This window comes from Paucisalibacillus algeriensis (assembly GCF_000577245.1).
Lineage (GTDB): Bacteria > Bacillota > Bacilli > Bacillales > Amphibacillaceae > Ornithinibacillus.
In genome coordinates this window covers 200,432-223,475 of the sequence record NZ_CBYO010000005.1, presented here as the reverse complement: position 1 = coordinate 223,475, position 23,044 = coordinate 200,432, and the positions used below count along the sequence as shown (strand labels likewise).

At 35.5% G+C, this 23,044-nt stretch carries 20 protein-coding genes and 1 other annotated feature; of the genes, 4 read left to right on the top strand and 16 right to left on the bottom strand.

Annotation, left to right across the window (positions count from 1 at the left end; translation table 11 throughout):
- Nucleotides 1-29 precede the first annotated feature (29 nt).
- Nucleotides 30-2,318 (top strand): glycoside hydrolase family 65 protein, encoded by a 2,289-nt coding sequence (locus TY11_RS03450; RefSeq protein WP_042142869.1) that lies wholly within the window; start codon nt 30-32, stop codon nt 2,316-2,318.
- 20 nt (nt 2,319-2,338) lie between these two features.
- Nucleotides 2,339-2,998, top strand: a complete 660-nt coding sequence (pgmB, locus tag TY11_RS03445) for a beta-phosphoglucomutase (RefSeq protein WP_042143108.1) — start codon at nt 2,339-2,341, stop codon at nt 2,996-2,998.
- Between the two features lie 39 nt (nt 2,999-3,037).
- Here the strand turns inward: pgmB and TY11_RS03440 are convergent, their stop codons facing one another.
- From TY11_RS03440 to TY11_RS03430, 3 genes are all read right to left on the bottom strand, one after another.
- A complete protein-coding gene (locus TY11_RS03440) occupies nt 3,038-4,093 on the bottom strand; it encodes a M42 family metallopeptidase (protein WP_042142867.1) in 1,056 nt (351 codons plus the stop codon).
- An 85-nt stretch (nt 4,094-4,178) separates the two neighbouring features.
- On the bottom strand, nt 4,179-4,568 hold the full coding sequence (locus tag TY11_RS03435; protein ID WP_042142865.1) for a rhodanese-like domain-containing protein: 390 nt from the start codon (nt 4,566-4,568) through the stop codon (nt 4,179-4,181).
- Nucleotides 4,569-4,596: 28 nt separating this feature from the next.
- Nucleotides 4,597-4,896, bottom strand: coding sequence for a rhodanese-like domain-containing protein (locus tag TY11_RS03430; protein ID WP_042142863.1), 300 nt, complete (start codon nt 4,894-4,896; stop codon nt 4,597-4,599).
- Nucleotides 4,897-5,318: 422 nt separating this feature from the next.
- Here TY11_RS03430 and TY11_RS03425 point away from each other — a divergent pair, with 422 nt between their 5' ends.
- Complete coding sequence (locus TY11_RS03425) at nt 5,319-6,062, top strand: bifunctional nitric oxide dioxygenase/dihydropteridine reductase 2 (protein WP_042142862.1); 744 nt, start codon at nt 5,319-5,321, stop codon at nt 6,060-6,062.
- Nucleotides 6,063-6,308: 246 nt separating this feature from the next.
- Here TY11_RS03425 and TY11_RS03420 read toward each other — a convergent pair whose 3' ends face one another.
- The 10 genes from TY11_RS03420 to TY11_RS03365 form a co-directional block, all read right to left on the bottom strand.
- Nucleotides 6,309-7,247 carry a coiled-coil domain-containing protein gene (locus TY11_RS03420; protein ID WP_042142860.1) on the bottom strand — a complete coding sequence of 313 codons (939 nt, stop codon included), beginning with the start codon at nt 7,245-7,247 and terminating at the stop codon, nt 6,309-6,311.
- 87 nt (nt 7,248-7,334) lie between these two features.
- The gene (gene murA / locus TY11_RS03415; RefSeq protein WP_042142858.1) at nt 7,335-8,630 is read right to left on the bottom strand and encodes a UDP-N-acetylglucosamine 1-carboxyvinyltransferase; all 1,296 of its coding nucleotides are present in this window, start codon (nt 8,628-8,630) and stop codon (nt 7,335-7,337) included.
- A 14-nt stretch (nt 8,631-8,644) separates the two neighbouring features.
- The gene (locus tag TY11_RS03410) at nt 8,645-9,424 is read right to left on the bottom strand and encodes a DeoR/GlpR family DNA-binding transcription regulator (RefSeq protein ID WP_042142856.1); all 780 of its coding nucleotides are present in this window, start codon (nt 9,422-9,424) and stop codon (nt 8,645-8,647) included.
- A gap of 194 nt (nt 9,425-9,618) precedes the next feature.
- Nucleotides 9,619-11,871, bottom strand: a complete 2,253-nt coding sequence (locus tag TY11_RS03405; RefSeq protein ID WP_042142855.1) for a carboxypeptidase-like regulatory domain-containing protein — start codon at nt 11,869-11,871, stop codon at nt 9,619-9,621.
- On the bottom strand, nt 11,861-12,187 hold the full coding sequence (locus TY11_RS03400; RefSeq protein WP_042142852.1) for a hypothetical protein: 327 nt from the start codon (nt 12,185-12,187) through the stop codon (nt 11,861-11,863). The genes TY11_RS03405 and TY11_RS03400 overlap by 11 nt, the downstream gene beginning before the upstream one ends.
- Entirely contained in the window at nt 12,147-12,725 is a 579-nt protein-coding gene (locus TY11_RS03395; protein WP_042142851.1) for an RNA polymerase sigma factor, read from the bottom strand. Before TY11_RS03395 ends, TY11_RS03400 begins: the two co-directional genes overlap by 41 nt.
- Before the next feature lie 1,084 nt (nt 12,726-13,809).
- Complete coding sequence (aroD, locus tag TY11_RS03380) at nt 13,810-14,565, bottom strand: type I 3-dehydroquinate dehydratase (protein WP_042142845.1); 756 nt, start codon at nt 14,563-14,565, stop codon at nt 13,810-13,812.
- 87 nt (nt 14,566-14,652) lie between these two features.
- Entirely contained in the window at nt 14,653-15,513 is an 861-nt protein-coding gene (locus tag TY11_RS03375; protein WP_042142843.1) for a phosphotransferase family protein, read from the bottom strand.
- 281 nt (nt 15,514-15,794) lie between these two features.
- On the bottom strand, nt 15,795-17,429 hold the full coding sequence (gene metG, locus TY11_RS03370; RefSeq protein WP_042142841.1) for a methionine--tRNA ligase: 1,635 nt from the start codon (nt 17,427-17,429) through the stop codon (nt 15,795-15,797).
- A 53-nt stretch (nt 17,430-17,482) separates the two neighbouring features.
- Nucleotides 17,483-17,750: a binding site (T-box leader), on the bottom strand.
- 54 nt (nt 17,751-17,804) lie between these two features.
- Nucleotides 17,805-19,082, bottom strand: a complete 1,278-nt coding sequence (locus TY11_RS03365; protein ID WP_042142839.1) for an MFS transporter — start codon at nt 19,080-19,082, stop codon at nt 17,805-17,807.
- Nucleotides 19,083-19,247: 165 nt separating this feature from the next.
- Between TY11_RS03365 and TY11_RS20355 the strand changes: the two genes are divergently transcribed.
- Nucleotides 19,248-19,415: a hypothetical protein gene (locus tag TY11_RS20355; protein ID WP_155982658.1), complete on the top strand. Its 168-nt coding sequence runs from the start codon at nt 19,248-19,250 to the stop codon at nt 19,413-19,415.
- A 56-nt stretch (nt 19,416-19,471) separates the two neighbouring features.
- Here the strand turns inward: TY11_RS20355 and TY11_RS03360 are convergent, their stop codons facing one another.
- From TY11_RS03360 to TY11_RS03350, 3 genes are read right to left on the bottom strand one after another with little or no spacing between them, the layout of a single operon-like run.
- A complete protein-coding gene (locus TY11_RS03360) occupies nt 19,472-19,975 on the bottom strand; it encodes an RNA polymerase sigma factor (protein ID WP_042143105.1) in 504 nt (167 codons plus the stop codon).
- Nucleotides 19,976-20,009: 34 nt separating this feature from the next.
- Nucleotides 20,010-22,241 (bottom strand): HAMP domain-containing sensor histidine kinase, encoded by a 2,232-nt coding sequence (locus tag TY11_RS03355; protein WP_042142837.1) that lies wholly within the window; start codon nt 22,239-22,241, stop codon nt 20,010-20,012.
- Complete coding sequence (locus TY11_RS03350) at nt 22,219-22,911, bottom strand: response regulator transcription factor (RefSeq protein WP_042142835.1); 693 nt, start codon at nt 22,909-22,911, stop codon at nt 22,219-22,221. Before TY11_RS03350 ends, TY11_RS03355 begins: the two co-directional genes overlap by 23 nt.
- Nucleotides 22,912-23,044: the final 133 nt, after the last annotated feature.

The window sequence follows — 23,044 nt, the reverse complement described above, 5'->3', positions numbered from 1 at the left end:
ATTTCTAGCAGATTAAGGAGTGAAACATCTTGTCTTGGAAGGTACAATCCAATGCAACAGATATAAATACATTATTATTAGAAGAAAGCTTATTCTTCAATGGCAACGGCTACATTGGTATTCGCGGAAATTTAGAAGAGGGTCTACCAAAACATGCAAAAACAATTCGAGGCTCCTATATTAACGGATTCCATGATATTGTAGATATTCCATACGGAGAAAAACTATTCGCTTTTCCAGAAAAACAACAAAAATTGTTAAATATTATTGATGCTCAAGGAATTGAAATATGGGTTGGTGAAGATAATTATCGGGAAAAAGTGTCACTCCACTCTGGTGAGGTTCTAGACTACACACGAATACTCCATTTAGATAAAGGAATCACAGAGAGAGTATTACATTGGAAATCAAATAAAGGCTATGAATTAATAGTTAATTTTAAGCGTCTTGTATCCTTCCATACAAGAGAACTTTTTCATCAATTTATCACACTTACACCAGTCAGTAAGGATATACCCATACAAATTGTCTCTTCCGTTAATGGAGATGTGAAGAACTTTGCGGATAAGGATGATCCACGTGTTGCCAGTGATGACGAGAAACGATTATCTATAAGCAATCTATCATGGACAGATGAAAGTAGTTTTGTAGAAGTTCAAACGAAAAGTTCTAAACTACATGCAGCTGTTTTATCGACTGTATCTGTTTCATCTGAATCTATATCTTATCGTTATGAAATTAACGACGGTGCTTCGATACAAACAATCATGAAGATGATTTTAAATAAAGAAATGACGTTAGATAAAAGAACATTTATAGCTGATTCAACTCGTTATGAAGATTTACAGGGATCACTTCTCGCTATCAACAATAAAACTGCCTCATTATCTTTTAGTGAATTAGCTAAACTACAACAAGAATATATGGCATCTTTTTGGAATAAAACGGATGTAACAATCGATGGTGAAGATCAAATTCAAGAGGCTATTCGTTTTAATTTATATCATTTACTACAATCCGCTGGACAAGATGGAAAAACTAGTATTGCAGCAAAAGGTTTATCTGGTGAGGGGTATGAGGGACATTATTTCTGGGACACAGAGATATATTTACTGCCGATGTTCACCATGACCAACCCTGAGCTTGCAAGGAAATTATTACACTATCGATATTCCATTTTAGACTCTGCTAGAGAACGAGCAAAAGAAATGGGGCATAAAAAAGGTGCTCTTTATCCATGGAGGACCATAATCGGAACAGAATGCTCCTCCTACTATCCGGCAGGGACCGCACAATATCACATTAGCGCAGATATTGCCTATAGCTATGTTCAGTACTATCTAGCAACAAATGATAAAAGTTTTCTAAAAGATTTTGGTACAGAAGTTCTACTAGAGACAGCTAGACTTTGGCTAGAAGTGGGGCATTATCAACATAATGAATTTCGAATTGATGCAGTTACAGGTCCAGATGAATATACAGCAATCGTGAATAACAATTACTACACCAATGTGATGGCAAAATATAATTTACAATGGGCACATAAATTTTCGTTATTAATACAAGAAGAAGATCCAATATACTGGCAAACCTTGAAAAACAAACTATCATTAGATGATTCCGAGCTAGAAAGATTTCTATCGGCAGCTAATGCTATGTATCTGCCTATGGACAAAACATTAAATATTAATCCACAAGACGATACATTTTTACAAAAGGAAAAATGGGATTTTGAAGGAACTCCAACGGAACACTATCCATTGCTCCTCCATTATCACCCATTAACAATCTATCGTTATCAAGTTTGCAAACAGGCAGACACCGTTCTAGCTCATTTTCTAGTTGAAGATGAACAGTCTGAGTATGTCATGAAGGCTTCTTATAACTATTATGAAAAAGTAACCACTCATGACTCTTCACTATCCTCTTGTGTCTACAGCATGATGGGAGCGCGCGTAGGTTACTTAGATAAAGCATATGACTATTTTATCGAAACTGCACGATTAGACTTAGATAACATCCAAGGCAATACAAAAGACGGACTCCACATGGCTAATATGGGTGGGACTTGGATGGCCATTGTGGCTGGATTTGCTGGAATGCGTTTAAAAGAAAATGGCCTATACTTCCGACCACAGTTACCAAAGCAATGGGATGGCTATGCTTTTCATATCCAATACCATGGTCAATTACTAATGATTAGAAATCAAAAGGATAGCTTTATCGTCGAGCTTTTATCAGGAGACCAAGTCGACCTTTATATTTGGGATAAAAAGTATACAATTACAACAGATAATTCATTAGTTATTACGAATTAATGATTGGAGTTTTACCATTGATTAAAGCATTTATATTCGACTTAGATGGTGTCATTACGGACACGGCTGACTTACATTTCGAAGCTTGGAGAAAATGTGCTGAGAAGCTAGGGCTAACCATTGACTTGTCTTTTAATGAGCAATTAAAAGGTGTAGACCGAATGGGTTCATTGAATAGAATTTTGGATTACGGTGGGATAGCAAATCAATATTCCATGGAAGAAAAACAAAGACTGGCAGAAGAAAAAAATGAGTATTACAAGAAGTTAATTTTAGATGTAAGTCCAAAAGACATACTTCCTGGAATCCAACCATTATTAGTAGAGATGAAACGTGACGGTTATAAAATCGGTTTAGCTTCCGCTAGTAAAAATGCTCCCACCCTATTGAAATCTCTCGAGATAGATGAATTCTTTGAAGCTAAAGCAGATCCAAGTACCATAGCAAAAGGAAAACCGGCACCCGATATATTCTTACAAGCCGCTTCTATTCTAAAAGTTCAACCAACTGAATGTATCGGAATTGAAGATGCTAATGCTGGGATTGAAGCCATAAAAAAAGCAGGAATGTTCGCGGTAGGCATCGGTGATGCAGAATACCTAAAAGAAGCAGATTATCTCGTTTATTCCACAGTAGAATTAACATTGGAAAATATGTTAAAAGCGTGGCATTCGCGATAAATGAATAAATGGCGCACTCGTTTTGGGTGCGCCATTTCCTTAATAAGATATCATATCAGATAACACATAATGATAAACCAATTTCTCCGTATTAATCAATGACTTCTCATGTGTACGTTCAAAGGCATGGGAAGAATCAATTCCAGGGCCAATTAGTCCATGAACAATATCATGCCCAGATTTAATCGCTGCCGAAGCATCAGAACCATAATATGGGTAAATATCTAGCTTATACTCAATATCATTCTTTTCAGCAAGTTCTACTAATCTCTTACGTAATCCATAATGATAAGGGCCACTAGCATCCTTTACACAAATAGACACAGTATATTCATCTGTTGATTGACCATCACCCATAGCCCCCATATCCACAGCTAAGTATTCTACTGTTTCCGGTGGAATATTGGAGTTACCACCATAACCGATTTCTTCATTATTCGAAATTAGGAAATGGGTTGTATAGGGTAGTTGTACTTTTTCCTCTTTTAATCGTTTAATCAACTGCAGTAAAATCCCGACACTTGCCTTATCGTCTAAGTGACGTGATTTAATGAAGCCATTTTCCGTTGTCTGAACACGAGGATCAAAAGAAACAAAGTCTCCTACCTCAATACCGAGAGCACGGATATCTTCTGCATTAGTTACCTCAGCGTCAATACGCACTTCCATATTTTCCTGATTTCTTTCTGCTTTTCCAGCGTCCTTATAGACATGGACAGATGTTTGACGCATAAGAATGGTACCTGTATACACTTTTCCACTAGAGGTATGGATTTCGCAGTATTCCCCTTCGATGGAGTTATAACGGAAACCACCAATTAAATCCAAGCGTAAGCGACCATTACTTTTAACTTCTTTTACCATGGCACCAAGGGTATCAACATGAGCAGTGAGCATGCGATGCTCATCATTATTCGTCCCTGGCAATGTTGCAATTAGACCACCTTTACGATTACGCTTTGTTTCTACATTTAGTTTTTGCAAGTAATCCTCTGCAAATTGAATAACATTAGCTGTAAATCCTGTTGGACTAGGAATAGATACTAGCTTTTTTATTACGTCTATTGTTTCTTGAACATTTGGATATGTAGACAAATTAAAACTCCTTTCAAACTATTCATAATCCTATCTTAACGCTTATTCAAAAGATTTAACAGAAAAATAAAACGACGAAATGAAATCATTTTGCCGCTGAATTTTCTTTCATATTTCTATTCCAGGCACTCACGCCGCCTTTTACATTATAAATCTGTGTAAATCCTTTTCTTTTTAAAACACGGGCTGCTTTAGAACTCCGAATTCCACTTTGGCAAATCACGACTACATCTTTATTCTTATCCAATTCCGTAAGACGCTGGGTCAGCTCATAAAGTGGAATATTACGAAATGGCTTCTTGTGATCTCGGGTATATTCTCCAGGTGTTCGAACATCGATAAATTGCATGTTTTTCTCTGCAAATTTTGCCATGGCTTCATATGTCGTGATATTTGTAATACCCTTTACTGGAATTAATCGGGTAGCGATTAAAATGACGATACAAGCTATTAGTAACCATTCATTCATTTCCATATTATCTCCCACCCCTTTTCTTAGTTAATTAAAATTCTAATTCATCTTCCCAAGTAAGCATGCCACCAACCATATTAGTTACATCATAGCCTTGGTCAATAAGGAATTCACAAGCCATCATGCTTCTTCCCCCAGAGCGACAAACCATATAGTAGTGTTCGTTTTTATCAAGCTCATCCAAACTATCAGCAAGATCGCCTAATCGAATGTGACGCGCACCAGGAATTTTCCCCATTTCCACTTCTTCGTCTTCCCTTACATCGATAATGTTCGGTTGTTCGTCCTTGTTTATCTTTTCTGCTAATTCAGCTGCTGTTACTTCTTTCATTATGTTACCTCCAAATAAATACTGATTCCATTATATAGGAAAAGCAATTAGAAAAAAACTTCTTAAACTTCGAAGTATGGCTAATTATTTTTCATCCCCATTAATCCTATTAGATCTTGTTCATTCTTTTTAATAATTTTTAATGTGTATCCGTCCAACACCTGATAAAAGGGATTAAAGCCCTATTTAATTCGTACTTCAATGTATAGCCTTGTGATAGGACACAATGATAGTTCCCTCGTTTAAAGCATAGCAGTAAGGAATAATCACTATAATAGTATTCTTTTTCTTTTAATATATTTCTGAATTTAATAAATATAGTACGATAATCTGAAATAATCAATCCTTATAATTGAGAATTGTTATCATTTATTGTATAGTAGATAGTAACGATTTATATAATTGTTTAAGGAGAATCTATTATGCAAATATACTGGACTAATATCAATAAGATAATTGATGAAACGTCTGAAGTTAAAACGTACCTGCTTGACTGTCCGGAAGAATTCACATGGGAAGAAGGTTCCCACACTCACTTTGCACTAGAAGGATTCAATGCCGGAGAAAAGCCAAACAGGAGCCTTATTCGCCATATGTCAATTTCAACTTTACCTCATGAAAATTCAATTGGTATCACAACACGCATTAGAGAGCAATGCTCTGAGTTTAAGACGATTTTAAGAAATCTCGAAGTTGGTACTAAAGTTGCCATATTTAAAACGCATTCGAATGTACCGCTAAAAAGAGTAGATAAAAATGTTTATCTGCTATCATCAGGTGTTGGCTTAGCTACCTTCAGACCGCTTGTACTTGATTATTTCGAACGTGCTGACAACGTCAATCAAATTCATTCCCTAAACATTGATACATCAAGAGATTTTCTATTCACTAATATCTTTAAATCTATACCTGACAAGAAATTCATATCGCAATTTGTTGATAACCGTAAAGACTATTATGAAGAAGTAAAATATCTAGCTGCTGACAAGGATGGACTCTTCTATATTGTTGGTAGCGACGAGTTTCTAGTGCAGAACATGGAAGTATTGCGTGATCAGGGGATTAAGCCAGAACAGATTATGCTCGACAAGCATGAAAAAGGACTGCATGAGTTAAAATCATCTGTTTTTACAGGACAAGATAATAACTTGGTAAATACTAAATAGTTGTTCCGTTTACGGATCCAATGTTAAAAATTGAATAAAGCATATGATATGAAAGGATAATTAGCTTATAGCGTGGCTAATTGTTCTTTTTTTCTATGATGCAATATCCGCTATATTTTAGCAAAAAAATTAACATATTTAGAATGCTAAAAAAGAGAAGCTAATTGACTGCTAATAGCTTCTCTATGTATTTTAAATTTCTCCCTAAATCGAACCCATTACATTACGCCAAAGGAGCTACATTCTTTATATATTTTCAATAAGTAATTTTCTTTCAATTTGAAGTTCAATTAATTTTTCTTCGCGATTTACAAGTTCCTCTTCCAATGTGTCCATAATTTTTTCAACCTTTGCTAACTGATCCCATACTTGGCCTTGAGAATCTTGTATTCTTCCTTGAACCATCCAGTCTACAATGAATCCATCAAAGAAAAAGTCTGCAAACCTCAATAACTCAGAAACATCCATATCAACTTCAATCATTTCACCAATATCCAGTAACTCTTTTTGAAATTCTCTCATTCTCGTTTGTGCAATATGAATATAGTTTGAAGCATCATCCATACTACTATGTTTCATAGCAGTAGATAACATGCCTCCACCAAACATATCCCATGTGCCCCAACTTTCCGCAGACTCCAAGGATTTTTCTGCATTCTCGAGTGCATCCTTGGCATACCTACCAGCAGTAACTGCCTCCCTTAATTCTTTAACATAGGCTAAAACATCTCCTTCTTGATCACTAATGGCATATAATTGATTGGCATACTGGGAATTACTCTCTTTTATATATTGTTCCTTCTTTTTCAAAAGCTCTTGATATTCTAATTCACTTAGATTTATCTCACTAAGTTTCTTTCGCACTTCCATAATAGATGCGCTAATTTCGCTAATAGTTTTTTCTGCCTCTTCTAATTGAAGCTGAACAGCCATTACTTCTCGTTTTTCCTTATCCAATTTTTCATACTTTGTTCCAGAAATAGTGGAGAAGATGTTTGTGATACTAAGCCCTTCTAACTTTTTTACATCTCTTTTTTCATTGGTTAATTGGTTCTTTAACTTAGTGATGGTTTGCTCCATTTCATATCTTTCATGTTGGAAATCATTTAGTTGTAACTCCAGTTTCTTTTTCCTATGCAACTCACCTTTTATTTGAACAATTTCTTCATTTATTTTTTTCAGCATTAAACTTCCCCCTTGCTCTATCTAATTATACATACGCAAAAAAATGGACAAAGTTTCAAAAAAATAAAGAGCTATTCAAGTAGCCCTTCATTTCACATCGTCTATAAGGTTATCATTAATTCCATACATAAGTTTTTCTTTTTTGATTTTTACCCCGAGGGATTGAAAAGCAGACACGACATCCTCGTATCCTCTTTCTATATGCTCAACCCCAGTTATAAAGGTAGTACCTTCCCCCACCATACCAGCTAGAATTAAGGAAATTCCAGCTCGAATATCCGATGTTGAGACCACTGCCCCTCTTAACGGTGCTTTACCTTTTATATAGGCAACTCCAGATCTGACTTTAATATCTGCCCCCATTTTTCGTAACTGACTGACATGATTAAATCTGTTTGGATATATTTTTTCTGCAACAAAACTTTTACCAGAAGCTTGGGTAAGCAACGTTGTCATAGGTTGTTGTATGTCTGTTGCAAATCCTGGATACATCGCTGTCCTAATTCTAGTTGCTTTTAATTTCCCAGTTGAATTTGCAGTAATTTGATCTCCCTTTATATCTATATCTAAACCAACTTCCCTTAGTTTAGAAATACAAGATCCTAAATGTTCAGGGATAACGTCCTTTACCGTTACACTTCCACCGGCTATGCCTGCAGCAATTAAAAATGAACCGGCTATTAATCGATCCGGGATTACTCGATGTGTACATCCATTTAACGATTTAACACCAGAAATACGGATGGTATCCGTGCCCGCTCCTATGATTTTGGCACCCATCTCATTTAGTAGGATCGCCGTATCGATTACTTCTGGATCACGAGCAGCATTAAATAGTACAGAATCACCCTTTGCACGCGTCGCAGCTAACATAGCATTTATTGTTCCTCCAGAAGTGATCGTATCAAAATAGATACTTGCCCCTCTTAATTCCTTTGCTTCCACAACATAATAATCCTTAAAATAGGAAAATGTTGCACCCAGGGATTTAAAGGCCTTTACATGTTGATCGATTGGTCTACTTACAAAGTCGTCGCCACCAGGATAGCCAACTTTTACTTTGCCAAATTTAGAAAGTAAAGCACCAACAAAGTAATATGCTGTCCGAAACGATGATGACTTTTCTGGATCAAATTCTGTTGAATGAATCGTGCTTGGATTAATATGCACATCACCTAGTAAATCACGTTCGATTTGAAGACCTACATCTTTTCCCATTTGTTTAATTACTCGAAAGTCTGCAATGTTTGGTATTCCTTTAAGTGTTACTTTTCCATCTGATAAACAAGCAGCAGCAAGTAATGCTAATGAACTATTTTTCGAACCCGGAATGTGTACGTTACCGTTTATGTTCGGTGAATAATCTACACGTATTGCTTTCAATATATTCACTCCTCTTATGCATCTGCAAAAATAATTTCCACATTTCTTTTTTCAATATCCTGTATAACTTTCTCCGGAGCTGCCTGGTCTGTGATGATAACATCTATTCTATCCATCGGTACGGAGCTAATAAACATTTGATGGCCAAGTTTTTCGTGGGGAGCTAAACAAATGTTTTTACGTGAAATCTCTGCAACCCTTCTGTGAAACGCTGCTCCCTCTGGTGTTGCCGTACTAATTCCACTTGCTGTAATTCCACCACCAGTAAGAAAAGCCATATCAAAAGAAAATCGACTAACCATATCCACTGCAATCGTATCAATCATACTATTAGCTGAATTTGGTCTAAGTTTTCCACCAATAAGATAGGAAGTAATGTTTTCTTTACTTCTAACAACTTCTGCTATTTTCATGGAATTGGTAACAAGTGTAAATGGATTGTCAGTTGGAAGATATTTTAGCATTCCATACTGAATTCCTGCGCTACCAATAAAAACTGTATCATGTTCATGAATGTAAGAAGCAGCACGTTTAGAAATAGCGTCTTGATGAGCAGCAGGTTGACTATATCTTTTGGATTCAGGTGATGGTAATGTTCTGACTTTTGATTGTGGTTTTAAAGAAACTGCTCCACCATAAGTCTTTTGAAGCTGCCCGTGCTTTTCCATTATAGTCAAGTCTCTTCTAACGGAGTCTACAGATATTTGAAATATATCGGATAGATCCTTCGCAATAACCCTACCGTCTTTTTGAAGGATTTCCATTATCTTCTGTCTACGCTCTTCAGCAAGCATAACTTTAGCCCCTTATGTGTCTTTTGTTAGTTCTATACTATGCCTTATTGTTCACGTTTGTCAATATTTTAGTTCATTATTTTTCATGTTCATTCATTTTTATTTTTATTTTCGACATAATTAGATAAGATTCGAGGAGTGACAGGCACCACCAGACAAAAATGCGCTATTCTATTTCGAATAGCGCTTAATGATTAATGTACTTTTTGAATTGCTTCTATTAATTTTTTCATGTTGACTTTGTTAGTGGTGTTTAGCCAGTTTTCTAGGGCTTCTTTATTATTAGTAAAGTACATTTCTAGGACGTTATTTAATTCTTTTTCGTAATCCTTGTGGTTTTTACTTTCTTTCATAATGGAATTCATTAACAATAACCAATTTGGACCAGCTTCTCCTCCATACAAATGATACGGATAATCTCTTGCAATATGGACTACTTCTTCCTTTAGCCCCATTCGATATAACTCATTAGCAATCCAATGCCCAACAAAGCGATTACTACCATCTTTTTTCATGGCTTCTTTAAATTGCTTATTTGCCTCTACATGTTTACCTTGTTTCATTAATGCACTTGCATAAATGGATTGGTCGTACGAATCTAATTTATTTACCATATCAAGATAAAGATCAAACCATTTATGAAAGTTTTCCCAATCAGAATGGTCATAATAGTGCATGGCCAACCGCAATGTCGTATCTCCAGATGGTGATTTTAATGCTAGTTCTTCCAGATATGGGATTGTTTCCTCTTTTTCTGTAAGTCGATAATCTTCCTCGTTAACCCCAATTAATCTAGTGATCATCCGCAAGCTATGAAGATCATCAGGGTTATTTTGATAATTTTTCTTATATTCATCTAATGCTTTACCCGCTTTATAATCTAATAATAATCGGTCCGCATTGGTTAAATCTCGTTCTTTCAAATAAAAGAATGGTAAGTTTCCAATTGCTTTATCATCTAAACGATGTCCATTACTTTTTGTGATGAGTTTTCCATCCTTATCGTATGCTGTTACATTCCAGTGAAAACGATTATCTGGGTTGGTATATGCTAATAATGATACTGGGTCAACTACTCCATCTTCATCAATTGATATTCCACCGTTTAAGTTATAGATATCCTCAACCGGTACAGCAATTTCAGTATCTGTAATATCCTTAATAAACCCAGTACTCATGGAACCACCTTCAATATCAAATCCAAACCCGATATCATAATAGGCTGCTCCTTTGACTGCTTCCCATTCAAAATGAACAACATCATCTTTAATAACCTGCTCATTAACTGGTTTCTCTATCTCAATTAATTTTTGAAGTACAACGTCATACGTAATATCTTCACTTCCATCTACCTCAATCCACTCATCCAAAGTAACTGGCCAATTCCAGCCACTAATTTGATTTGAAAAGAAACCTAGTGTTATTTGGTAATTATTTGGAACTACTCCATTAAACTCAAAACGTCCGTTATGATCTGTTACTACCTGGAAAGTGTCCTCTGGGCTTACACTTCGACTTGCATTATTTTTATCTCTTAAAAATACACCTACACCTTCCATAGCTGTACCATCACTACGCAAAATCTTTCCGGCAAGGGTAATCGATTTGACTGCAGATTTTTCTAGGCTTAACGATCTTTCCAATGCCTTTAAACTTTGATAATAAACACGGTTCTCGATCGAATCATAATGATCCCTCTCGGATTCTGGTATTTCTTTCATTTCTTTTTCAAACTCTACTTCATAATCCTGTATAGCGTTTTTCACTTCATCTAGTGCTAAGTCAGCGTCACCTTGTTGGAGGATTATCTCCGCTCTCAACTGGGCTATTTGAGCCGTTATATCCGGATGTTCTTCTTCAACTATACCTAATAGCTCTTCAATATATTGATTTGCCTCGTCATACTCTCCATGATTCTTTGCAAGTCGAATACGCTCTACTAGTAGTTCATCTCGAAGATAACTTTCTGTTAGAGGAAACCGTTGTGAAGTCTCATATAAAACATCTTTTGCTTTATTGAAATTACCCTCACTTTGGTAAATAAATGATAAAATACTGGCAGCACTTTGTAAAAACCAATCAACTGGACCATTCTTAACGTAATCCTCCAGATAAGGTATCTTTTCCTCCGGAGTAAAGCGTATCGGTTGTTCCTCCAATGAATATCCACCTATCGTAAAAGAAGGACTCACATAAATATCATATTGTCCGGACACCCCATCCTCAATCATGTACCTTTGAATCATTTCCCATTTTTTTGATTCAATTGGTGTTGTCCTTAACAACTCCAATATTTCCTGTTTTTCTTCCACATTACCTGCATTTATCTTTTTTTCAGCTAGATACAACTCAACTCGTGGGAATAAGACATTCGTAAGTAATGGAATAAGGATCATGATTCCAGCAATCATGAATACAAGATGCTTTACTTTCATCCTAATTTTCATTCTTCAACAACGCCCTTTCAAAATCATCCTTCCAATAATAATTTCCAGCAACCTGAATTAACTTCTTGTTTTGATTTTCATTATCTATCTGTTCCATGGGTGAAAGTTCAACATAACTTATAGCTGCAATTAATATAATAAAGGCAGTGCTAACTGGGAGGAGAGGAATGGAGATTTCTTTATTCCAAATCCTATGAAGTTTTTCATTCCAAGTTGAATGTTTAATTTTATTCAATACATCCTGCTGTCTTGAAAAGTGAATGTGCTCCAATTCTTTATCTAGATGTCTTTTTAATTGCTTGTTCACCTTCTTCAAGAAAATCCTCCCCCTTCATCAAAATTTCCTTTAACTGAAACCGAGCTCTTTTTAGCCTTGATTTAATTGTATTTTCCTTTTCACCGGTAGATTGAGCAATTTCATTTACTTTCATTTCACTAAAATAGTAAAGGGTAATTACTTCACGATATTTATAATCCAATTCATGAATTGCAAAACTTAGATTCTTGTTCCAAATCATTCCAAGTAGTTCTTCTTCTGGGGAATCTACAGTCTTATCTTCATGAACACGATCATTCTCGAATGGAAGTAAGATATTTTTCCAACTCCATTTCCGCATTCGGGAGCGACAACAATTTGTCACGATTGAGGTGAGCCAGCTTTTTAATTTTGCTGGGTCATCTAATTGCATCATTTTATCAAAAGCAATAATAAATGTATCCTGTACCGCTTCTTCCGCAGTTTGGTGGTCCTTTAGCAAAAGAAATGCCGTACGTATCAAATAATCACCATACTGCTCCATCAATTCAATAAGTGCACTTTCATCTTTTTCTTTTACTCTATCTACGAGATGCAAGCCGGCTCTCCCCCTCTCTGATACTTAGATGCGGTCTATGTAAAATAAGTTGCAAGAAATATAATAATTAATAAAAATTATATCATGCAAAAGACTCCATAAATGGAAGCAAATAAAATAGCACCTTTCTAATGACAGAAAAGTGCTAAATGGTTCCAATTATTCATAGAAACATATGTTCTATTATGATAAAATAAAATACAACAGACAAGCTTCACGTGAGGGGTTTTGGCGCACTTCATTTCAATGGTTCTCCCCTGAGAGGAGGTGTTGCCCATGGATATGTTCGAAGTCTTAACACTGATGATTTCATTCAGCATGTTAATTGCTTTTGTCATGTCCAAACAAGATTAATCCCTCATGTGCTTTAGCTCGGCCATGAGGGTTTTCTCCCTTGCGCCACCCCTCTTGTTGGGGCCAGTCTGTTGTAGCCGTTCCATGTACCAGCATGGGACGGTTTTTATTATTATATTGTTTTTCTAATTCCATTATAACATGTATAGATAGTTTGTAAATTAGGTTAATCATAAGTATACTTGTTTATCAAGAATATTCAGTATCTATTTAACTAACACCAAACTAAGTTCTAGATTCTTATTCGAAGATCCGTTTAAATAGAAATTTATCATAATTTGTAATAACAGCATTGTTAATAGTTTCATAAAATCTATGAATTTATTATATACCCAACAGCCATAAGTATAAAAAAACTAAAAAACATGACTACATTCCCCACAATCAACCAGATCTTCTTTCCTAATATGGCAAATACTAATCCGATTACTGGGATGATAAATATAAGTAACACCAACGGGGTCGCTACCTTGAAGACAATATTAGGTATCCAAACCAAGATTGAACTGATAAAACATACTAAAGCGAAAATCCCATGATGTTGATTAGTCATGATTTCACCTCATTTCTTATGACCAATTTACTGCAACTTGAACAAGGAATAATTACGTACTGTGTTAGCCATCGCTTTATCAAAAAAAACCAAATCATCGTACCATAATGTTATTCTAGCAATTAATCGAATATCACTACCACAATCAAAATAACCATATTTGGCCAAGTCTTTGTCCTATATATTTTTATGTAAAAAATCTATTGTACGACGTAATTCCATTACATCAATTTGTCCCGGTGCAGACTCACTTTTACCTGATGCAAAAGTAGCAGCAGATCCAAACACTTCACCAGTAAATCTACTAACTACACCTTTTCCGCCCATTGAGACAGTAATGAAAGGACGATCTGCATACTTTTCCTTCATTGTATTCGTAGCATCTAATAATGTAATGACATCCTGGGTGTTCATTGCCATGACTGCAATCTTTGGAATATCGGCGCCTAACTCCCCCATTTTTTGTAAACGAGTGAGGATGATTTCCTTACTAGGTGTTTTTTGAAAATCATGATTGGATATAATAACATAGACTCCATTCTTCTTTGCAAGAGAAACTAATTCATTAACCAATTCGTCGCCTTGGAATAGTTCAATATCAACCAAATCAATTAACCTAGAATGGATAGCCACTTTAATCAGCTCTTGATAAAAGTCTACAGAAACTCGCTTTTTTCCACCTTCTTGAGAGCTTCTAAATGTAAAAAGTAATGGAGTATCAACTAAAATTTCTCGTAATGTTGAAAGCATTGCTTGAACCGCTTCTAAATTGTCTACCATATGATACGTATCAATACGCCACTCGACGATATCTGGTTTTAGCTCCATAACATAATGTACTTCTTCTATTATCTCCGTATCCATGCACCCAACCAGTGGAACTATAATCTTCGGAATACCACTACCAAGGGTTATATTTCGTACTTTTAGCATATCTCCAAACACCTACCTATCTTAAACCTAATAGTACCATATTCCATAGAAGAAAAGAGAGAACTAGAAGACGATTAATACCCTACTCTATAACACCATTTGTTTTAGCCTAGTCAGATTTTCTTCTAGAAATGTAGCGTTTTTTTCTATCCCTCGTCGCCTACACCATCCGATACTATTGAAAGCATCTGTAAATCGGTAAAAAGGCAAGACAACTTCTAAATCAACTAATGGTCTGATACTGTTATATCCTTCTTGATATGCCTGAAATAGGTTTGAATCAAAGCGAAGAAAATCACGATACAGTTTAGTAAAATCGATTTCTGTTGAACCAAACCGCACACTCTCAAAATCAATTACCGCTACGTTATTACTATCAACAATAATGTTTGCTGGGCGAAAATCCATATGGACAAAGCTTGGACCATCTGGAGTGGGGAGTTGTTGCTTCATGTTCTCAAACATATCAATAGCTTGTTGGTATAAGCGTTCATCCAAAATATCTTTTACATCCTTGGCAAAACTGTAAAATTGTTTTTCAATAAAATTAGACCAGTTCGGAAATTCGTTTTGTATTCCGGTCAATTCTATTTCTCTAGGCGGGTGAATGGCATGCATGGACGCATGGAGGACCCCAACTTGAAACGCTACGGATGGTGGTACATTGGTTGTTAACATCTCACCTGTTAATTCGGATAATAAAAATGCGCCCGGACATTCCTCATTACCGGGCCAATAATCTAACAATTCAGGAATAACAATATTTCCCTTTAAAATATCATATGCTTCTATCTCTCGCTGCCACTTTAGTTTTGTATAAGGAATTTTTAAAAAAATATTTTTTCCACTTACCAGTTTACATTTATAAACTGTCGAACTAAAAGATTCTTCAACCTCATTAATGGATAATACCTCTAATCCAAATTGTTCAATAACACGGTTTAACATGAAACCTTTCTCCCCTTAAACAATCAAGTATTATATTTCACTAATAGAACGACAAAAATAGAGTGAGTGAATTCACTCTATTTCTGATGCTATTTCTGTTTATAATTACTAAATTCGGCTTTAAGTAGATAGGACACATTGTACTCTTTAAGATCATTCATATGCCCAACTGAGTTTACAAAAAAATTGGTGGTTAATCAGCTCATACCATGTTCAGCTTCCCCCTTGGTTCTTTCGATTATCATCCAATACAATAACCCTAACATAATTTTCTGTATTAACTATATAGAATTGTACTTCAATTTTGAGATTTCTTCGTCCATTACTCCTTTATCAATTCTTTCAAATAGTGGTTGTACTTTTCTTAGGGTGATCGATGCAAGCTCAATCTCTTCCCAATTAAAATATTTGATTCCCAATGTTTTTCGAACTGCTTCACTTGAAAAAGGAATGAATGGATTTAATAGTTGGGAGAGATTTGCAATAGAGTATACACATGTTGTCAATGTATCTGTACATTTATCATGATTCTCTTTCACCTGAATCCACGGTTTCTGTTCATCAAAGTACTTATTTGAAGCACGCACAAGTGAGAAAACTTTTTCTAAAGCTTTTTTAAATTGAGTACGTTCAATTAGATACCCCACCTCATTGTACAAGTCATTTACTATTACTCTCACATCTGTGTCAATTTTCCCATTTGGTGTAATCCCACCAAATGATTTTTCTAAAAACTTCAAAGTCCGATTTACAAAGTTACCGTACGCTCCGAGCAGCTCACTATTATGACTGTACACAAACTCTCGCCAGGAAAAGTCCGCATCTCGTGTTTCCGGTGCATTTGCGATTAGGAAATATCTAATTGAATCTGGATGATAAGTTTTCAGCATTTCAGGAACCCAAATTGCCCAATTCCTACTAGTTGACAATTTCTTCTGTTCGATGGTTAAATACTCATTCGAAACAATATGGGTTGGAAGTGCCTTACTTCCGATACTTGTTAAAATACTTGGCCAGATAATCGAGTGAAATGGTATATTGTCTTTCCCATGTACGTAATAGGAAATTGTCTTTTCATTCCAGAATATTGTGTCATCCTTCCCTTTTTCTAGTGCCCACTGCTTACTTGCAGAATAGTAACCTGTTACGGCTTCAATCCAAACATATATCTTCTTATCCTCATGTCCTTTCACTGGTACACTTACACCATTTGGAAGATCCCTTGAAACCGCTCGGTCCACAAGACCCTCTATTAAATATCTCTCCGATAGCCGAATGGCATTATCTCTCCATAACCCATTTGACTTTGCATGTGACACATACCCCTCAAGCTCCTCTTGCAAGGAACTCAACTCAAAATATAAATGTTCGGTGGATCTTATTATTGGCTTATCTCCACATGTCTTACAGATCTTATCGTTTAGTTCAGTTGGATTCAATAAATTGGAGCAATAATCACATTGGTCACCCCTTGCCTGTGCACCACAATGTGGACAAATCCCCTCCACAAATCGATCAGGCAAAAATTGTTCACATGTACTACAGTAACATTGTTTTTCTTCCTTTTTATATAGTTTTCCACTTTCCAATAACTGAAGAAAAACATTTTGCACAACCATATGATGTTGTTGGCTATCTGTTCTTGTATAGCAGTCATAGGTGAACCCTAATTTTTCAAAGGTTTCCATAAATTCTTTGTGATATTTATCAGCTATATCTTTTGGGGAAATCCCTTCCTGCTTCGCCTTAATAGCAATCGGCGTTCCATTACAATCACTTCCCGAAACGTATAGCACCTCTTCTCCCTTCAATCGAAAATATCTAGCTAAAATATCTCCTGGTAAAAGACTCGATAAGTGCCCTATATGCAACGAACCATTTGCATATGGCCACGCTCCTCCTATAAAAATACTCATTTTATTTTCCTCCTTTATAAAAATAAAAAATCCCTCGTCCCTAGATTAAAAAATCTAAGGACGAGGGATTAGCTCGTGATACCACCTTAATTCACTAATAACTCTCATTATTAGCCTCAGCAAGTACGGAGTGTCTAAGCACTCTTATACTCTGCTATTGATAACGAGTAGCAAATCTCGTCAAAGCCTATTTTTAGATGAAATAGTCGACTTTGAAGCTCAAAGGCCATTTTCAATCAACAATTTTCTGCTTCTTTTCAGCTACCGAAGCTCTCTGCATGAGAAAATTTATTGATTTACTTTCCTTATCATCGCTGTTAAGTATTTCTATTATTATTGCATAATAACTTATACTTTTAAAGTATTAATTGAAAATCAATTATATTTCGACTCAATCAACCTCTCTTCAAAATCAATTCCAAATACTTCAGGCGATAAATCATTTGCCTTTGGTAATGTTCTTAATCTAGGGTGAAGAACCCAAACAGTGGATACAAACAAAAGTCCAAGTCCAGTTAGTGCAAAAATTAATGTGCTATTTGTAACGGATGCTAAGTACCCACCGGCCAAGGAACCAATCGGCATAGCCATAGTCCCCATACTACCAGAAACTGAACTTACGCGACCAAGTAACTGGTTTGGAATAACCGTTTGAACAGCTGATGCAAAAATAACATTAGTACCACCAATAGGAATCCATGCAATCCCGTATAAAATAACACCCAAACTTGGCCAAGGTATGATTGCAGCCAATACCCAACAAAGTGCCGAACAAAAAAACGAAATGATACTAAAATAACCTAATAGAAATTTCCCCATCCAGGAAGACAAAATTGCACCGAATAAACCACCTGTAGACATTGCTGCTAAGTAAAACCCGTATATTCCAGATCCACCATTTTGATCAGCAAAGGCAGGCAAAACGGCAAGAGCCCCTCCAATAGCAAAGTTAGCAACTACTGAACCAATTAAAAATGTTCCCATAATCGAGCCAAAAACAATTGAAAATCCTTCTTTCAATTCTACCCAATAAGTAATAAGTCCATTTTTCAATCCTTTTTCATTGGAAACCATTTTGTCCTTTGATGAAGGTATTTTAATCAAACTAAAGAATAATGCTGCTATTGCAAAGGTGAAGGAATCTACAAGATATAGTGTGACTGCGCCAATAAATGCTACTAGTATTCCAGACATAGCATTAAAGACTAAATCAATCCCTTGATAAGCAAAAGAAAAAAGTGCATTACCTTTGACCAACTCTTGCTTTGTTAATAAAAGAGGTAACGCTTTTGACTGAGAAGGATATGCGAACTGCTCAATAAATGAGACAATTGGCATCACAATGAGGACTAATTGAACAGTTAAAACATCAGAGTAATAGGCAATAGGGATAACTAATACTAAAATTGATTGCAACACCTGAGTTATAATTAAAGTCCGTTTAATCGGCCATCTGTCAACAAAAGGCCCGATTAAAAACCGTAATGCTGCTGGAAGGAGGGTAAGAAATCCTGCCAGTCCCGAGTAAAACGCATTCCCTCCCAAACTATAAACAAGCCACATAGCCGCAACATAATAGATACTATCCCCGATATTCGTTACAATTCTTCCTAAAAGTATGAAGAAGAAGCTTCTGTTTTTTAAAATCTCCAACGCTATCCCTCCACCTGTGTTTGTATCTCCTTATTTTTTATAACTATAACAAACACATGTTGCATTGACTTCCACCTCAAGTATGAATTGCTCTACCATTCAAGACCTAAATGAACATAGCTTGAAGATACTTGGAAAGAATAACGTTAAGGAGGGATAAATTACATGAAGAAAAAACTAACGGAAACTGAAAAAGCTAACATAGAACTAAACAATTACTTCAATGACGATAAAAAAGATGGTCAAGATATAGACCAATTGGTAAACAACAATAATATATCGTTAGTACTTAACTCCAGTAAGGATAACGATAAAGACAACGAAGATATGTAGAAAACTTTTGTTGAAAATCAAAACTCCCCAGAAAAGTTCATCGCTGGGGAGTTTAATTAAGCACTAATTTGATCTTGCAATTGAACCATTAATTGCTTTCTTGCACGGCTAATTCTTGTTTTAACAGTAGAAAGTTTAAGATTTAATTCGCATGCGATTTCGTCCGTTTTTAATTCCTTGATTTTAAGTACCATAACATTCCGATAAATCGTGCCTAATCCAAGTATTTCTTCTTCAACATCTTCTACTAGAACAGCCAATTCCACTTCATTTTCCACATGTTGATTGTTTACTGAATTAAGTCTTATAAGCTCATCTTGATCCATCAGTATTCCTTTTTTACTTTTTTCATACCGAATCATATCAATTGCTGTTCGCTTTGCGATAACAGATAACCAAGCAGCAATTTTCTCTGTCGACTGAATGGTGTCACTGTTCTTCATTGCTTTAATAAATGTTTCTTGAACAACATCTTCTGCTAGTTGAAGATCCTTCACCATGGCGTTGATTTGGTAAACTAACCGATTATAATGTAATTTATATATTTCTGAGATATCCATTGTTCCCACCAATAAGACCCCCTCTTTGTTCCCCTTAATCTTGGACATGTATTGTAATGGTTACTTTAAATAAATCACCATCTGTATCTATTTCAAGTTCTCCATCATGAAGCTCAACGATGGATTGTGCAATTGCCAAGCCAAGTCCGCTTCCATCTGTATGACGGGATGTGTCGCCCCGTTTAAATCGCTCAAATAATTCATCCGTACTTTCCTTCAGTTCGTATTTGGAAACATTCTTAAAGGTAATCATTGCCTTACCCTTCTTGGCTGATAAATTAATGTACACCCGAGAATGCTCTAATGAGTACTTCAGTATATTTCCAATAAGATTATCAAACACACGCCATAGTTTTTGCCCGTCGACCACAGCAATTAGCGGTGGATCATCATGTGACACCCTAAACTGTAAAGTGGATTCATTGATCATGTCATCATATTCTCCTAATGCTTGCTGCAATAACTGGACAAGGTCAACTTTTTCTTTTCTCAATTCAATATTCCCGCTAGCCATCTTGGATACCTCGAATAAATCGTCGATAAGAATTTTAAGCCGCTTCGATTTCCTGTCAATAATCTCCAAATATGCAGCACTTTCTTCCCCTATATCCTTTTGCTCTTTTAATAACTCTGTATACGTAATAATTGAGGTAAGTGGTGTCCGTAAATCATGACTTACATTCGTAATTAGCTCCGTTTTCAATCGTTCACTTTTAGCTTGTTCTGTTTGGGATTGTTTAACCCCTTGCTTTAGCACGTTAATATTGTCCGCAAGTGCCGCTAGAACTGTGTTCCCTTTTACCTCAAGGTTGTGACTTAAGTTTCCTGCTGCTAATTCATTGGTATTTTCTACAATGCGATTAAATTCCCCAATCTTGTTAATAATCAATAGGGCGAGTGGGATACCAACACCACCTAGGAAAATAATGTAGAGAACATTATGTATTGGATGGCCAACATTAAAAACAGCAGCAAAGCCTAATATAAATACCAATCCAAATATCAAGATTATTTGTGTACCGGTTGTTTGATTTAGAAAAGCTTCTTTTAATTTATCAGTTAGTTTAACTAAATATTTTCTTAAAATGAAAAATCCTTTATACAAGAGGGATTGTTTCCACTGGCCACTTAGGGTTTTCCAGTCCTTTAACGTTTTCAAAAGATAAATAGCTTGAATTAAGGTTAGGACCAATCCTATTGGAAATATTATAACGCCAAATATAATATCCGGAATATAAGAATGTGTAATGTAATGCATTTCTTGCACCAATACGACTACTATAATAGCCGTAATAATCATCGATATTCCAAATAATAATACCCTCATATCAATAGGAAGTTTGTCATAATATTTTTTCCAACGCATTACTTCCGCACGTGTCTTTTTAGCCTTTTTGAAAATAAAAAGGGACAGGAAAAGCGCTAATAGAGTTGGAGCAGTAATAGACCAAAAGACAATTTGTTGAATTTTATATTCTTCATAGCGGTCCATAAATTGATTGGATGAGGATAAATTATTCGGAATACCTATTCTTCCTTCCAACTCGATTTGTTCAAGGTTCAACATACTTTGGGCTTCATCACTGAAATCATAATATATATCCCAAGGGCCAAACAATTGATTACTATAAAATAACATGCTGCTTTCGTTAATATCACTAACAGATGCTTCTTTTTCATTCTTAACTAGATTAGTATAGACTTTTCCAGTAGTAGTTTCCGTAAAATAATATTGAAAACTATCCTTTAACTGATTATAATGTGAACGGTACTGTTCTCTTTCCTTGTAATATTCTTTAAGAATTTCTTCTTTCTCTTTTATTATTTTCCCTTCCACATATTCATCACTTTCAAAGTTCTTTGTAATGTCGTTTATCTTAGCATCCCGTTCTTTTATGTAGGCATCTGCAACCTCTTGATTATCTTCATCCAGTGCATTCTGAATAAGTTCCTCATATCGTTGATTGATACTTTCAAGTTGTTCTGGTAATTCTCCATACCGATATCGATGCTCCTCGATTTCTTCTTTCGTTACGGTTATCCCTTCCATTGCCTCTTTTAATGTCTTATCATTCGCTTCAAACATAATGAAGTAACTTGTAAACTGATCCACTTCTTCATATTGAAAATCCGATGTGTGGAAATAATTCTTATGTGCAAAATAATAGCCATAATCACCAAGTAAAAATAAGCCAATTACCCCAAAAGTAAAAAGTATAGAACATGTAAGTAAAATTGCTATACTACTTTTCCATTTTGTACCCAATACCCCACACCACCTTTAAAAATCTCGGATTTTTAGAATCAATTTCAATCTTTTCGCGTATTTTTCGGATATGTACCGCAACCGTATTTTCTGCATTATAATTTGGTTCTTTCCAAACTCGCTCATAAATTTCATTAATCGAAAAAACTCGACCAGCATTGGTCATAAGAAGTTCGACAATTTTATACTCAATGGGAGTAAGCTTTACTACTTCACCATGAGCAGTTACCTCTTTTGAAGATGGGTCTAGGGTTAAGCCATTTAAATCAATTACTTTGTTTGCCCCCTCAAAGGTTCCAAGGGTCACATATCTTCTTAGTTGAGATTTCACACGGGCCACCAGTTCCATCGGATTAAATGGTTTTGTTATGTAATCATCTGCCCCAACCTGAAGACCTAATATTTTATCGGTATCCTCACTCTTAGCACTCAAAATAATAATCGGGATATTTTTCTGCTCACGGATTTTATAGGTAGCAGATATTCCATCTAATCTAGGCATCATCACATCCAAAATAATTAAATGGACCTCATGATCATGCAAAATCTCTAATGCATCGTATCCATCCCTAGCTTTAAGTACAGTAACACCTTCATTTTTTAAATAAATTTCTATCGCATCCCGGATTTCCTTTTCATCATCCACTACTAACACATTATAATTAGCCATCTTTAACCCTACCTTCAGCGCATTCTGACTTGTCTCTATCATAAACAGTAAATCTTAACATTCTTTTATTAAATTTCTTAAGACTTTCTTAAGATTCTATGATTCTATTATATAGTTCTTTGGAAAAAGAAAA